The 12697-nt window shown below is 63.3% G+C and carries 12 protein-coding genes; 5 read left to right on the top strand and 7 right to left on the bottom strand.

Going from position 1 to position 12697, the window contains the following annotated elements; all coding sequences use genetic code 11:
* Positions 1 to 58: 58 nt before the first annotated feature.
* The 3 genes from RQ479_RS28735 to RQ479_RS28725 all read right to left on the bottom strand — a co-directional run bounded on the left by RQ479_RS28735 (position 59) and on the right by RQ479_RS28725 (position 3924).
* Positions 59 to 1429, bottom strand: a complete 1371-nt coding sequence (locus tag RQ479_RS28735) for a glutamine synthetase family protein (RefSeq protein WP_376703242.1) — start codon at positions 1427 to 1429, stop codon at positions 59 to 61.
* A gap of 85 nt (positions 1430 to 1514) precedes the next feature.
* Positions 1515 to 3077, bottom strand: coding sequence for an amino acid permease (locus RQ479_RS28730; RefSeq protein WP_376703241.1), 1563 nt, complete (start codon positions 3075 to 3077; stop codon positions 1515 to 1517).
* Between the two features lie 22 nt (positions 3078 to 3099).
* The gene (locus RQ479_RS28725; RefSeq protein WP_376703240.1) at positions 3100 to 3924 is read right to left on the bottom strand and encodes an N-formylglutamate amidohydrolase; all 825 of its coding nucleotides are present in this window, start codon (positions 3922 to 3924) and stop codon (positions 3100 to 3102) included.
* 145 nt (positions 3925 to 4069) lie between these two features.
* Between RQ479_RS28725 and RQ479_RS28720 the strand changes: the two genes are divergently transcribed.
* From RQ479_RS28720 to RQ479_RS28700, 5 genes are all read left to right on the top strand, one after another.
* Positions 4070 to 4897, top strand: coding sequence for a MurR/RpiR family transcriptional regulator (locus tag RQ479_RS28720; protein ID WP_352465889.1), 828 nt, complete (start codon positions 4070 to 4072; stop codon positions 4895 to 4897).
* A 522-nt stretch (positions 4898 to 5419) separates the two neighbouring features.
* Positions 5420 to 6235: an SDR family oxidoreductase gene (locus RQ479_RS28715; protein ID WP_352465890.1), complete on the top strand. Its 816-nt coding sequence runs from the start codon at positions 5420 to 5422 to the stop codon at positions 6233 to 6235.
* Between the two features lie 39 nt (positions 6236 to 6274).
* Positions 6275 to 6769, top strand: coding sequence for a MaoC family dehydratase (locus RQ479_RS28710; RefSeq protein ID WP_031211357.1), 495 nt, complete (start codon positions 6275 to 6277; stop codon positions 6767 to 6769).
* 226 nt (positions 6770 to 6995) lie between these two features.
* Positions 6996 to 7637 carry a TetR/AcrR family transcriptional regulator gene (locus RQ479_RS28705; RefSeq protein ID WP_376703239.1) on the top strand — a complete coding sequence of 214 codons (642 nt, stop codon included), beginning with the start codon at positions 6996 to 6998 and terminating at the stop codon, positions 7635 to 7637.
* A 189-nt stretch (positions 7638 to 7826) separates the two neighbouring features.
* Complete coding sequence (locus RQ479_RS28700; RefSeq protein WP_376703238.1) at positions 7827 to 8066, top strand: DUF680 domain-containing protein; 240 nt, start codon at positions 7827 to 7829, stop codon at positions 8064 to 8066.
* Between the two features lie 493 nt (positions 8067 to 8559).
* Here the strand turns inward: RQ479_RS28700 and RQ479_RS28695 are convergent, their stop codons facing one another.
* From RQ479_RS28695 to RQ479_RS28680, 4 genes are read right to left on the bottom strand one after another with little or no spacing between them, the layout of a single operon-like run.
* Entirely contained in the window at positions 8560 to 8784 is a 225-nt protein-coding gene (locus RQ479_RS28695; RefSeq protein ID WP_352713630.1) for a hypothetical protein, read from the bottom strand.
* Between the two features lie 53 nt (positions 8785 to 8837).
* Positions 8838 to 9416 carry a sarcosine oxidase subunit gamma gene (locus RQ479_RS28690; protein ID WP_376703237.1) on the bottom strand — a complete coding sequence of 193 codons (579 nt, stop codon included), beginning with the start codon at positions 9414 to 9416 and terminating at the stop codon, positions 8838 to 8840.
* Positions 9409 to 12402 carry a sarcosine oxidase subunit alpha gene (locus RQ479_RS28685; protein ID WP_376703236.1) on the bottom strand — a complete coding sequence of 998 codons (2994 nt, stop codon included), beginning with the start codon at positions 12400 to 12402 and terminating at the stop codon, positions 9409 to 9411. Before RQ479_RS28685 ends, RQ479_RS28690 begins: the two co-directional genes overlap by 8 nt.
* Positions 12399 to 12695, bottom strand: a complete 297-nt coding sequence (locus RQ479_RS28680) for a sarcosine oxidase subunit delta (RefSeq protein ID WP_352713637.1) — start codon at positions 12693 to 12695, stop codon at positions 12399 to 12401. The genes RQ479_RS28685 and RQ479_RS28680 overlap by 4 nt, the downstream gene beginning before the upstream one ends.
* Positions 12696 to 12697 lie beyond the last annotated feature (2 nt).

Below are 12697 nucleotides of genomic sequence, written 5' to 3'. Positions count from 1 at the left end.
CGTTTGTTCACGAGAGGGTAAAGGTGAGGGGCGGGCGGCGCCGACATTGCCAGGCCATTCAATACCGCTCGAACCCCCTGTGCAGTTCCCAGTCTGTAATCCGGCGGTCGTATTCGAACTGTTCCCAGTGTGCCGTGTGGACGTAATGTTCCAGCACATCGTCGCCGAGCGCCTGCCTCAGCATTTTCGATTCCGCCAGCGTCGCGGTGGCGTCGCGCAATGTCTTTGGAATTTCGGGCAGCTGCGAGGCCTGGTAGGCGTCGCCGACGAAGGGCTTCTGCAGCTCAAGCTTTTCATCGATGCCGGCAAGCCCGGCCGCGATCAGCGCGGCGAAAGCCAGATAGGGGTTCAAATCGGCGCCGCCGATGCGGCATTCCATGCGGATGCCCTTGGTGCCCTCGCCGCAAAGACGGAAACCCGCGGTGCGGTTGTCCTCGCTCCACATGATCTTGGTCGGCGCAAAGGTGCCGGCCTGGAAGCGCTTGTAGGAGTTGATGTAGGGCGCCAGGAACCAGGTGAATTCCTTGGCATATTTGAGCTGGCCCGCCGCCCATTGCTGGCCGAGCGTCGACAACGTCCACTCGGCATTTTTGTCGTAGAACAACGGCGTCTTGCCGTCGGCGCTCCACAGCGAATTATGGATGTGGCTGGAATTGCCGGCGAGCCCGTAATTGTACTTGGCCATGAACGAGATCGCCTTGCCTTCGGACTCGGCGATTTCCTTGGCGCCGTTCTTCAGGATGACGTGGCGGTCGGCCATGTCGAGCGCCTCGGCATAGCGGACATTGATCTCCTCCTGGCCGGGACCCCATTCGCCCTTCGAATTCTCGATCGGAATGCCCGCCGCCTCCATCTCATTGCGCAGCCGGCGCATGACGCCTTCTTCCTTGGTAGTGATGCCGATCTGGTAGTCGCCGATGTAGGGCGATGCCGTGTCGAGGCCCTGCCAGTGCTTCTTGCGGGCCGAATCGTAGGTCTCACTGAACAGATAGAATTCGAGCTCGGACGCGAAATAGCCGATATAGCCGCGTTCCTGCAGCCGCTTGACCTGCTTCTTCAGCATGGCGCGCGGCGAGTGCGCCAGATCGTCATGGGTATGGTGGTCGAGCACATCGCAGATCACCAGCGCCGTCTTCTCCAGCCACGGGACGCGCCGCAGCGTCGCAAGGTCCGGCTTCATGACGAAATCGCCATAACCCTTCGACCAGCTCGCCGCCTTGTAGCCGGGCACCGGTTCCATATCGATGTCGGCGGCCAAGAGGTAGTTGCAGCCATGCGTCTCGTCATGCGCGGAATCGACGAAATAGCGGGCCAGGAACCGCTTTCCCGCAAGCCGCCCCTGCATATCGACGATGCAGGCCAGCACCGTGTCGACCTCGCCGCTGGAGACCGCTTGCTTCAACTGATCGAACGAGAAATTTCCGGCCATTCCTTTGGCACTCCAGCGCTTGTCGTTTTGAAAAGGGAACGAAAACCATGGCCGGCGCGATGCCGGCCATGGTCGTGAGGGAGCGTCAGGCGCCAGCTTCGCCGACGGCTATCTCGGCTGCCTTGATCGCCGCCTGGCGCTTTGCGATCTGGTCGCCAATAGGCGGACCCTGGAAGCGGCGGGCTTCGAAACCGAACCAAAGCACCGCGGTCAGTACAATGAAGCCCAGCGTGATATAGAGCACTTTATCGTTCGGCGGCTGGATGGCGATGTAGAAGATGATCGCCATGCCGATGACCGACAGGATGCAAAACAGCTTGAACAGGCCGGCGCCGAGATTCCACGGGCCGGGATGCGGCCATTTCTCCGTTCCGAAAGCCATCATGCCGAGCACGATCGGAATGATAAAGGACAGAAACAGGAACACCAATGTCGAATTGACGACGATGGTATAGATGTTCGTGCCGCCGACCGAGATGAACTGGGCAAGAAAGACATAGATGACCTCGAGGACCGCAGCCGTCCAAATCGCATTGACCGGCGTGCGCCAGGCCGGGCTGACCTTGGCGAGCGAGGCCGAGCCGACCGGCATGCCGCCGTCACGCGAGAAGGCGAACAGCATGCGCGAGGCGGATGTGACCGTTGCAAGGCCGCAAAGGAATTGAGCGATCAGGATGCCAAGATAGAGCAGTGTCTTCAGCCATGCCGGCAAGATGGCGTCCATCGTCGCGAAGAACACGCTCCAGCCTTGCTTGGCGCCGGCCGCCAGATCCGGGATCGCCAGTACGATCGCGCACAGCATCACCCAGCCGATCAGCGACGACCAGAGCACCGACGAAACGATCGCCCGCGGAACCGAGTGCGCCGCCCTCAACGTTTCTTCCGAAGTATGCGCCGAGGCGTCATAGCCGGTGATGGTGTAAACCGGCAGCAGCAGGCAGAGCAGGAAGAGATAAGTCATGGAATCGGACTGCGGGAAAACGCCGCCGCCCGCATCGCCCGAATAGTTCGTGAACGTCCACAGCCGGCTGATGTCGATCGCTGGAGCAAACATCAGGCAAGCGACGATCAGCACCGCCGTCGTTGCCAGGATCAGGAAGCCGGAGGCGTCCGTCAGCATCGCCGTCAACTTGATGCCGAAATGGTTGAGCAGCGCCTGCAGCACGGTGATGAAGGCGACAAATCCGACGATCTCGCCAGGCGTACCGGTCATGCCGAAGGCTCCGCCGAACGTGCCGACGAAGAAGAAAGCAGTACCGATGTTGATCGCGCCGAGCACGGTGATCAGGCCGAGCAGGTTGAGCCAGGCGGTCAGCCAGCCGGTGAAACGATTGCCGAGGATCGACGCCCAGTGATAGAGGCCGCCTGCGGTCGGAAATGCCGAGGCGATCTGGGCCATGGCGAGCGCGAAAAATCCCGAAACCATGCACCCGACGATCCAGCCGATACCGGCGCCGGCGCCACCGATGGACGACGTCGCCTGCGCGAAGGAATTGATGCCGCCTGAGAGGATGCAGATGATCGAGAACGAGATCGCGAAATTCGAGAAGCGGCTCATGCTTCGCGACAGTTCCTGAGCATAGCCCATTCCGTGGAGAACTTTCAGGTCCTCCTTCTTGTCAACTTCGCTGTAACCCGGTGCTACCATTTTGAAGTCCCCTTTTGGTTTCTTAGCTGGCCGATTGAACTGACTTTCCGACTGCGCTTGGTCTGGAGGCCTTGGCCGCTTCGGGCTCCAGATTGAGAAAAATACCCGTGAGCAGATCCGCCCATTTCCGTTGCCCGGCTGCGCCGGAAATCTCGTCGTTGCGGATTTCGATCATCGCGCAGGGCAGCCCGCGCGAGCGGGCATGACGTTCCAGCGTGAAATAGACGCGGTCGGCCGGCGAATAGGGTTCATTGACGCCGACGGTGACACCGGCAAGCTGCTGCAGCGCCGAGATCAGTGGCGCCGCCAGCCGGCGGTCCTCGTCATGGATGATGCCGATGTGCCAGGGCCGGCTCTTGCCATTGTACACCGGCGTGAAGGAATGGATGGACACCAGCCGCGTCTCCCGCCCGGCCGCCAGGCGCTCGTCGATGATCGTCGCGATCCGGTCGTGGAACGGCCGCCAAGCCAGCGCGATGCGCGCCTCCCGCTCGTCGGCGGAAAGCCCCTGGTTGGCCGGGACAACGGTTTTTTCGCTGGCGCTGACCGTCACTATCAGGTCCGGCGCATCGAGCGGTCGGTTGCAGTCGATGACGAGCCGCGAAATGCAGGTCTCGACCAGCGTCGCATCGAGCACCTCGGCCATGCGGCGCGCCACCGGCAAGGCGCCGGGATCCCAGGCGATGTGGCGGGAAAGCTCCTCGGCGGCAAGGCCGAGCGTTCCGAATTCCGGCGGCAGGAAGTTGGAGGCGTGGTCGCAGGTCAGCACGAAAGGGCTTGATCCGCCGGGGTTCGTCACCCTTACGGTTTCAGGCGATGCAAGGCTGGCGGGCCGTGCTGTCTCCATTGTCTGCTGTCCCCGGGGAACGCTGTACCGTATGTTACGTATTTTGCCTCATTGCGTCCCTGCGGATGATTTCATACAGTTTGGCCGGCTTTGTCAAACGCGATTTCGATAACGCGGTAACGGCCCGGCCAGGGTGGGGAAAAACATGGTTTCGAGCATTGCCGAACTGATCTCCGACCGCATCGGCACCATGCCGGCCGGCGAGCGGCGCGCAGCGCAAACGCTGATCGCCAGCTATCCGCTGATCGGGCTGAAGACGGTCGCCGAATTCTCGACCACGGCCGGCGTATCGTCGCCGACGATCCTGCGTTTCGTCGCCCGGCTCGGCTTCCAGAACTATCCGGAATTCCAGTCGGCGCTGCAAGATGAGCTGGCGGCGCAATTGCAGTCGCCGGCCTCGCGCACGCTCAATCCGCCATCGCAGGGCAGCAGCGCCGTGTCGCCGATGCTGGAGGCGACGCTGGATAATATGCGTGAGACCTTCCGGCACCTTTCGGACAAGCAGCTTGCCGACATCGTCGCCAAGCTTGCCGACCGGCGCGGCAAGACATTCCTGATCGGTGGCCGCTTCACCGACCCGCTGGCGCGCTACATGGCCGCCCACCTCGCTATCATCCAACCCAACGTCTTCCATCTCGCCGGCCAGGAAAGCGTCTGGCGCGACCGGCTGATCGACATGGGCAAGCGCGACGTGCTGGTGATCTTCGACATCAGGCGCTACCAGGACAGCCTGGTCCGTTTCGCCGAGACCGCCAACCAGCGCGGCGTGCAGATCGTGCTGTTTACCGACCAGTGGCTGTCGCCGATCGCCCGCTTCGCCCGCCACGTCATTGCCGGGCGCACCGCCGTGCCTTCGGCCTGGGACTCATCCGCCGCACTTTTCGTCGTTGCCGAGACGCTGATCGGCGCCGTCACAAGGCAGCTCGAGGCCGACGGCGCCAAACGCATCCGCGAGCTGGAAAACCTGCGGTAGCGCAGCACCTTCGGAAAGGCACGCTGCTGGCTGGGCCTAGTCAACCAAAAGGCTGACCATCTGCAGGATCAGGATCAGCAAAAAAACGCCAAAGACAGACGCAAAGACCGCTGCCAGCAGGACGGTGCGTTGTTTCTTACCCATAGCTTTCGCCTTGAAAGCATAGTCCCCGTCCACGAATACGAACGTCAGTCTCGCCCCACTGCTCGGCCACCCTCCCGACTCCTCAAGACCCGCCTGCGGCTTGGGCGGAGGAGTAATGACGACTGGTTCACGCGCGAAATGAACAGCTTACCAAGGTGCTCGCTAACGGGGATGGCCGCATCATTCATCCGACCCATGTCACGGCCGAATGACCGCCTTGCCGCTGGGGCTTAACCAATTCAGCCGCAAAGCGTGCCATCGCCCCGGTCCAGGTACTTTATCCGTGGCGAGGATGATCGAAGTTCGGCTAGCCTTGTCGATGCGAAGCCGCTCCTTGAACCACCTGTCGAACAGCGGTGAACTGCGCGGAGGAATTCCATGAGCTATCTGGACGAGCTGTTCTCAGTCGCCGGCAAGACGGCGCTGGTCACCGGCGCCGCCACCGGCATCGGCCGCATGGCGGCGACCGCTCTGGTCAGAGCGGGCGCCGTCGTGATGATCGCCTCGCGCAAGGGTGAAGATTGCGTCAGGGTTGCCGGCGAGTTGAATAGCTTTGGCGCGTCCGGCCGGGCGGAAGGTTTTGCCGGCGACGTCTCCAGCGAGGCCGGCATTGCAGCGCTTGTCGCCGAGGTCAGGGCGCGGACCGAGCGGCTGCATATCCTGGTCAACAATGCCGGCATCTCCTGGGGCGCGCCGCTGGAAAGTTTTCCCTACCATGCCTGGGCCAAGGTGTTCGGCATCAACGTCACCGCGGTCTTCCACCTGACTCGCGAATTGCTGCCTCTGCTCGAAGCCGCCGCCAGCGATGCCGACCCGGCCCGGGTGATCAATCTCGGATCGGTGATGGGCACGCAGCCTTTGGCGGAAGACGCCTACTCCTACTCGGCCTCGAAGGCTGCGGTTCACCACCTGACGCGCATCCTGGCGATCGAATTCGCCGCCAGCCGCATCACCGTCAACGCCTTTGCGCCTGGCCCTTTCCAGAGCCGGATGACGGCCTTCGCCACCGGCAACGAAGACCAGGCAAGACATGTCGGCAGCCATGTTCCGATCGGCCGCATCGGCGCACCGGATGACATTGCCGGCGCAACGCTCTATTTGTGCAGCCGTGCCGGCAGCTATGTCACCGGCGCCATCCTGCCGATCGATGGCGGGCAGTCGGTGCAACACGGGCTGACATTGTTCAAGGAATGAGACGCACGCCATCCGGCGAGTGAAATGCCGGGGGTGAAGATGGAGGACATCAGCGTGGAACCGATCAGTCTCGATGTGCTTCTGGCCAACGTCGGCAAGGAAGTCGGCGTGTCGCCATGGCGGGTGGTCACTCAGCGCATGATCGACCAGTTCGCCGATGCCACCGACGACCATCAGTTCATCCATTGCGATCCGGAACGCGCCAGCCGCGAGACGCCGTTCGGCGGCACCATCGCGCACGGCTTCCTGTCGCTTTCGCTGTTGTCGGCGATGACCTTCGAAACCATGCCGCCGCTGGAAAACAGCAAGATGGGCGTCAATCACGGCTTCGATTCGCTGCGCTTCCTGGCGCCGGTGAAGACCGGCTCGCGCATCCGCACCCGCTTCGTGCTGGCCGACGTCAAGGTCAGGCCGTCGGGCTGGGTGCAGACTGCCCACGACGTGACGATCGAGATCGAGGGCTCGAAAAAACCGGCGCTGACTGCGCGCTGGCTGACGCTGACGCTGATCGAACGCCAGCCGGAAGCGGTTTGACTCTCGTCAGGCCGACTAGCCCAGAATCTATCTGGCCCAAATCTATCTGTGCCAAATCTATTTGGCTTCGGCCGCGACGTACTTCATGTGACGGCTGACCTGCAGCGCAATGTTGCCGGGTTACATCGTTTTGTGACAGTCAAGCTTCTGCTTCGTGCCACCCTTGCCCGATGCCGTACAGCGTATATATGCTGCATCCAGCCATCAGTCATAAGGCAGTAGAAAGTTGCAGCTAAGCGTCCAGGAGCGCCGCGAAAAACAAAAGGCCGAACTGCGTTCCGAACTTGTCGATGCCGCGCATAAGCTTGTCCAGGAAGAAGGCTATGACGGCCTCACCATCCGCAAGCTTGCCAAGCGCGTCGGCTATGCGCCGATGTCGGTCTATTCCTATTTCGCCGACAAGCAGGATATCCTGTTCGCCTTGGCCGAGGACGCGTTCGAGACCTTGGCCAGGCGCATCGAACGTCACACGGCCGACGACCCGATCGAGGCGCTCAAGGCGGTGCTTGTCGAATACGCTGCCTTCGGGCTAGAAAATCCCAACGAATACCGCACCGTTTTCATGACCGAAAAAGTCAGGCCGCCAGCCGGCAAGACCTTCGCCGAAATGGAGAGCGGCAACCCGGCGATGAAAGTGCTGATCGAGAGGGTCGAAGCCTGCGTTGCCGCCGGCAGACTCAAAGGCGATCCGCGCGCCATCGCCACCATGTTGTGGGCAGTCGGCCACGGCGCCATCTCGCTGCTGATCACCTTCCCGTTCTACCCGTTCGGCGACCAAAAGACGTTCATCACACGGATCGGCGACATCATGCTCGAAGCCATCGCCGCGCACGAGATCGCGCCGCTCACGCCGCCGGTCAACTGCTGAAGAGCGGCGCTTCTCCCGATCTGTAGGATCTTCTCCGAACGATCCGCGCTCCGGCGCCGAGCGTTCGGCAATTCCTGCGCTCAACTTCTCCGTACATGTACGATTTTGCTTGAACTCCCTAAGTCCTGGGCGTATCTGTACGCAATGCCGTACATGTACGAATCCAATAACTGGAACCGGAGACAGACCATGAAGAAGGCAATCCTCACGCTCGCCGCCCTGCTGGCGCTCTCTGGCGCCGCATTTGCCGGCGGCAGTCAGCCAGCCAAGCAGGAAGCGACCTGCATCGGCACCAAGACCGATGTGAAGCTCGATTGCGCGCCGACCGGATCGCTTGAAAAGGTGGATGCCGCGACCTACAAGGCCGACAGCAAGGGCCCGAGGCTCGGCATCGGCATTGACCCGTGGATCGTGCCAAGCAGCTTCTGAGGACTTCGAGCGGCATGAAGATGAGGAGCGGCAGGATATCCTGATTGCCCGTCCTCGTGGCTGGTCGCCGGCACCGAAATGGGCGCCATCGGCGAAGCTGCCGATCTCCCCACTTGCAGGCTGGGCAATCGCATTTGGATTCTTGCGAAGATGGACCCCACCCTAACCCTCCCCACAAGGGGGAGGGAACGCTGCCGCGCGCCTTTCCTTCCTCTTTGGCGCCGAAAGGCAGGCCATTTGCCCGAGGTTAGCGCCAACAGAAGTCTCCCTCCCCCTTGTGTCCCCCTTGTGGGGGAGGGGTTAGGGGTGGGGGTACATCGTAGATGTGAAAGCCTCGGCTTTCCACCTGCGATAGGCCTGCCCTTGCGTGGGAGATCGCCCTCGTTCGGGCTTTCGCCAATCATCGACGCTGGAACGCATATCCACATGGAACCGCGCAAACCTGCAGCGATTGCCCTGCTGGTCGAGGCCGGCTCCGCCGGGCCGATAGAAATTATCTCTTGCGCTTCTGTCCCGCCACGCTTTTGGGCTTGCCGGGTCTTGCGGGTGCGCCGGGAATGGCCGTTCCGGTGATCGACACCGGATCGCTGGCCGGGAATGTATCCTCGAGGCCTTCCTCGAGTTCCTCTTCAATATCCGTCCCAGTGCGCTGCTCGCCTTCGAAAGAGCGCACGGCCGGCGTCTTGGCCGGCGACTTCGGCGCGGAGTTCGACGGCATTTGCATTCTCCCTCGGCTCGCTGTCGCAGAACGGTCGGGCACGGCGAACATGCCTATGCTGCCGCGTCGCGCGCTGCCTCCGACAGAAAAGTAAAGACATAATCGGAGAACGAACGCCAGCATTCGACGCGGAACGCGTCGGCCGCGGTGCGCAACAGCACGATTTCGACCTTGCCGAGAATGGTACGCGACGCCGCCCCGACCGGAAAGGCGTCGAGCGACAAATCCTGCGGGCAGCCGGCATTGATCGTCGCCGCGGCAGCCGGACCGGTGGCCGATATGGCGACGTTGCGGTGCGAGATGCCGACCGCCGAATGCAGCGCGGAAATGCTGGCGCAGTCGGCGAGCGGGTCTTTGCCGCTCTCGTCGATGACCAGCCACTCGTCCGGCCCGAGCCACAAGGCCGTGCGTCCGGCCTTTGCCGCCGAGGTTTTCGGTCTCTGCGGCAGGACGACGCCGAGCGCTTTCGAAAGTGCCGCGATCGAGGTGTCCGGCGCGCGCAGCGATATGCGCTCGGCCGGCGGCAGCACGGCAAGTGTGACGCCGGCGCCGGAAAGCGACTGGCCGGCGAGCGCCGGACGGCGTTCGACCGAGGGTCCGGCGGCGGCAGTTTTCAAAGCGGCCTTAGCCATTGAGGCGCTCTCCCTTCTCGTCAAAGAACACCATGCCGGTGACCTCCACCTCGACCACCCCGTCCGGCATCGGCACGTAGAGCGTCTCGCCCATGCGATCGCGGCCGCCGGCGACCAGCCCCAGCGCGATCGAGCGGCCGCAATTTTGCGACCAATAGCTCGAGGTGACATGGCCGATCATCTTCATCGGGATTGCCTGCTTCGGGTCCGCGACGACCTGCGCGCCCTCCTCCAGCACCACCTTGGGATCCCTGGTCTTCAGGCCGACAAGCTGCTTGCGGCCCTTGGCGACCAGGTCCGGCCGCGCCATGCCGCGAATGCCGACGAAGTCGGTCTTCTTCTTGCCGACCGCCCAGTCGAGCCCGGCGTCGTTCGGCGTCACCGTGCCGTCGGTATCCTGGCCGACGATGATGTAGCCCTTTTCGGCGCGCAGCACATGCATCGACTCGGTGCCGTAAGCACAGGCGCCATGCTTCTGGCTCTCGGCCCATAGCGCTTCCCAGACCGCCTCGCCGTAATCGGCCGGCACGTTGACCTCGAAGCCGCGCTCACCGCTGAACGACATGCGAAACAGCCTTGTCGGGACGCCGCAGATCCGGCCTTCGCGCACCGACATATGCGGCAGCGCTTCATCCGACATGTCGATGCCCTCGACCAGCGGCGCGATGATGTCGCGAGACTTCGGTCCCTGCACGGCGATCACCGCCCACTGCTCGGTGATCGAGGTCAGCCAGACGTTGAGATGCGGGAACTCGGTCTGGAGATAATCCTCCATATGGTTCATGACGCGCGGCGCGCCGCCGGTCGTCGTCGTCACGTGGAAACGGTCGGCAGCCAGTCTTCCCACCACGCCGTCGTCATAGATGAAACCGTCCTCGCGCAGCATGATGCCGTAGCGGCAGCGACCGGGCTCCAGTTTCTCCCATGGATTGGTGTAGAGCAGTTCCATGAATTTGGCCGCATCCGGCCCGACCACCTCGATCTTGCCCAGCGTCGAGGCGTCGAACAGGCCGGCCGTCTTGCGCACCGTGACGCATTCGCGGTCGACGGCCGCATGTATGTCCTCGCCCGGCTTCGGGAAGTACCAGGCGCGCTTCCACTGGCCGACATCCTCGAACGTCGCGCCTTGACGCTCTGCCCAGGGATGGATAGCCGTCTTGCGGGTCGGGTCGAACAGGGGACCCCGCGCGTGCCCGACGATCGAGCCGAATGTCACCGGCGTATAGGGCGCACGGAACGTCGTCAGCCCGACCTGCGGGATCGGCTTGCCCAACGTCTCGGCGGCAATCGCCAGGCCGTGCATGTTGGAGGTCTTGCCCTGGTCGGTCGCCATGCCGTTGGTGGTGAAGCGCTTGACGTGCTCGATCGAGCGCATGCCTTCATGCACCGCCTGGCGGATGTCCTTGGCGGTGACGTCGTTCTGGAAATCGACGAACGCCTTTACCGTCGTGTCCGCCCCGGCGCCGGGTGCTGCACCTAGCATGCCGCGCGACCAGCTCTCGCTGGCATCGACCTTCGGCTTCATGCCCTTGGCTGGCTTGCTGCCGGCGTCCTTGGCCGCCTTGGCGCCCGCTGCATAAGCCTCGTCGATCGTCGCCGACAGCCCGTCCGTGCCGTTGCAGGCGCCGACCGAGACGCAATCCTGCGCATAATTTCCGGGCACGAACCGCTTGGTCTCATCGTTGAAGGCAACCTTGCCGCGCGATTGCGAGAACAGATGCACCGACGGCGTCCAGCCGGCCGACATCAGGATCGCGTCGACCGGGATGGTGCGCTCGCCGCCGCCATTCTTCGGCTGCACGGTCATCGACGACACCCGCAGCTTGCCGCCGGCGCGGATCACGGCGCGGCCGAAATTGACCTCGATGCCGAGCGCCCTCGCCTCGTCGATCACCGGTCCGGCCGGGTTGTCGCGCAGGTCGACGATCGCCGCCACGTTGATGCCGGCCCTTTTCAGGTCGATCGCCGCCGCATAGGCGGAATCGTTTGCCGTATAGACTCCGACATTCCTGCCGACGGCGACGCCGTAATGGTTGAGATAGGTGCGCGCCGCCGAGGCCAGCATGATGCCCGGCCGGTCGTTATCGGCAAACACCATGTGGCGCTCGATGGCGCCGGTCGCCAGCACCACGCGTTTGGCGCGAACCTGCCACAGCCGCTCGCGCGGCAGGTCGCGGCCGGGGCTCTGCAGATGGTCGCTGACGCGCTCGACCAGCCCGACGAAATTCTGCGCGTAATAGCCGAAGGCCGTGGTGCGCGGCAGCACGCGGACATTGTCCATCGCGCTCAACTTGGCGACGGCGGATTGCGCCCAGGAAAAGCCGTCCTGGCCTTCAATCTTCGCGCCGCTCTCGAAGCGCAGGCTGCCGCCGAAGTCCGCCTGCTCGTCGGCAAGGATGACGCGCGCGCCGGTCTCGGCCGCGGCCAATGCCGCGGCGATGCCCGCGGCACCGCCGCCAAGCACCAGCACCTCGCAATGGGCGAAGCGCGCCGAATAGTGGTCGGGATCCGGCCGGTCGGGGGCGACGCCGAGACCGGCGGCGGCCCGGATCTTGGGCTCGTAGAGGTTTTTCCACGCAGCCTTCGGCCACATGAAGGTCTTGTAGTAGAAGCCGGCCGAAAGCATCGGCGAGGCGATGCTGCTGACCGCACCGATGTCGAAAGCGAGCGACGGCCAGCGGTTCTGCGACTGTGCGGTTAGCCCGTCATAGAGTTCCTGCACCGTGGCGCGGACGTTCGGCGTCTTGCGTGCCGCGTCGCGCTTGATCTCGACCAGCGCGTTCGGCTCTTCGGCGCCGGCCGACAGGAAGCCGCGCGGCCGGTGGTACTTGAACGAGCGGCCGACGAGATGGACGCCATTGGCAAGCAGCGCCGAGGCCAACGTGTCGCCCTCGATGCCGGTATAGGGGCGGCCGTCGAAGCTGAAGCCGGCTATCTTTGCCTGTTTGAGCCGCCCGGCGCCGGCAATGCGGAACGTGGCGGTCATTTGGCGGCTCCCGGCAGCTTCGTGGGCTTCGGTTCGCCGGCCTTGTAAGTCATCAGGAACCTGTCGCTGACGGTGTCGCGCACGGCATTGAAGAACCGCGCGCAGCCATGCATGTGCCGCCAGCGCTCATAGATGATCCCCTTGGGATTGGAGCGGATGAAGAAGAACCTTTCGAAATCGTCGTCGCTCTCACCGGCGATGTTTGGGGAACGCGCAATATGCGCCTCGCCGGCGTTGCGGAATTCGAGCTCCGGACGCTCTTCCTCGCAATAGGGGCAGCGGATGAGAAGCATGG

It is taken from the genome of Mesorhizobium sp. ISC25, from assembly GCF_042295465.1.
In the GTDB taxonomy this organism is placed as follows: Bacteria; Pseudomonadota; Alphaproteobacteria; order Rhizobiales; family Rhizobiaceae; genus Mesorhizobium.
Note: the sequence above shows the minus strand (reverse complement) of the source record. Positions and strands in the feature narration are given on the sequence as shown.

Bases quoted from the DNA above. Each gene is read 5' to 3' on its own strand.
- RQ479_RS28720 (WP_352465889.1), top strand. From the start codon at position 4,070: ATGGTTTCGAGCATTGCCGAACTGATCTCCGACCGCATCGGCACCATG.
- RQ479_RS28695 (WP_352713630.1), bottom strand. From the start codon at position 8,784: ATGCCGTCGAACTCCGCGCCGAAGTCGCCGGCCAAGACGCCGGCCGTG.
- RQ479_RS28735 (WP_376703242.1), bottom strand. From the start codon at position 1,429: ATGGCCGGAAATTTCTCGTTCGATCAGTTGAAGCAAGCGGTCTCCAGC.
- RQ479_RS28715 (WP_352465890.1), top strand. From the start codon at position 5,420: ATGAGCTATCTGGACGAGCTGTTCTCAGTCGCCGGCAAGACGGCGCTG.
- RQ479_RS28710 (WP_031211357.1), top strand. From the start codon at position 6,275: ATGGAGGACATCAGCGTGGAACCGATCAGTCTCGATGTGCTTCTGGCC.
- RQ479_RS28730 (WP_376703241.1), bottom strand. From the start codon at position 3,077: ATGGTAGCACCGGGTTACAGCGAAGTTGACAAGAAGGAGGACCTGAAA.
- RQ479_RS28685 (WP_376703236.1), bottom strand. From the start codon at position 12,402: ATGACCGCCACGTTCCGCATTGCCGGCGCCGGGCGGCTCAAACAGGCA.
- RQ479_RS28700 (WP_376703238.1), top strand. From the start codon at position 7,827: ATGAAGAAGGCAATCCTCACGCTCGCCGCCCTGCTGGCGCTCTCTGGC.
- RQ479_RS28680 (WP_352713637.1), bottom strand. From the start codon at position 12,695: ATGCTTCTCATCCGCTGCCCCTATTGCGAGGAAGAGCGTCCGGAGCTC.
- RQ479_RS28725 (WP_376703240.1), bottom strand. From the start codon at position 3,924: ATGGAGACAGCACGGCCCGCCAGCCTTGCATCGCCTGAAACCGTAAGG.
- RQ479_RS28690 (WP_376703237.1), bottom strand. From the start codon at position 9,416: ATGGCTAAGGCCGCTTTGAAAACTGCCGCCGCCGGACCCTCGGTCGAA.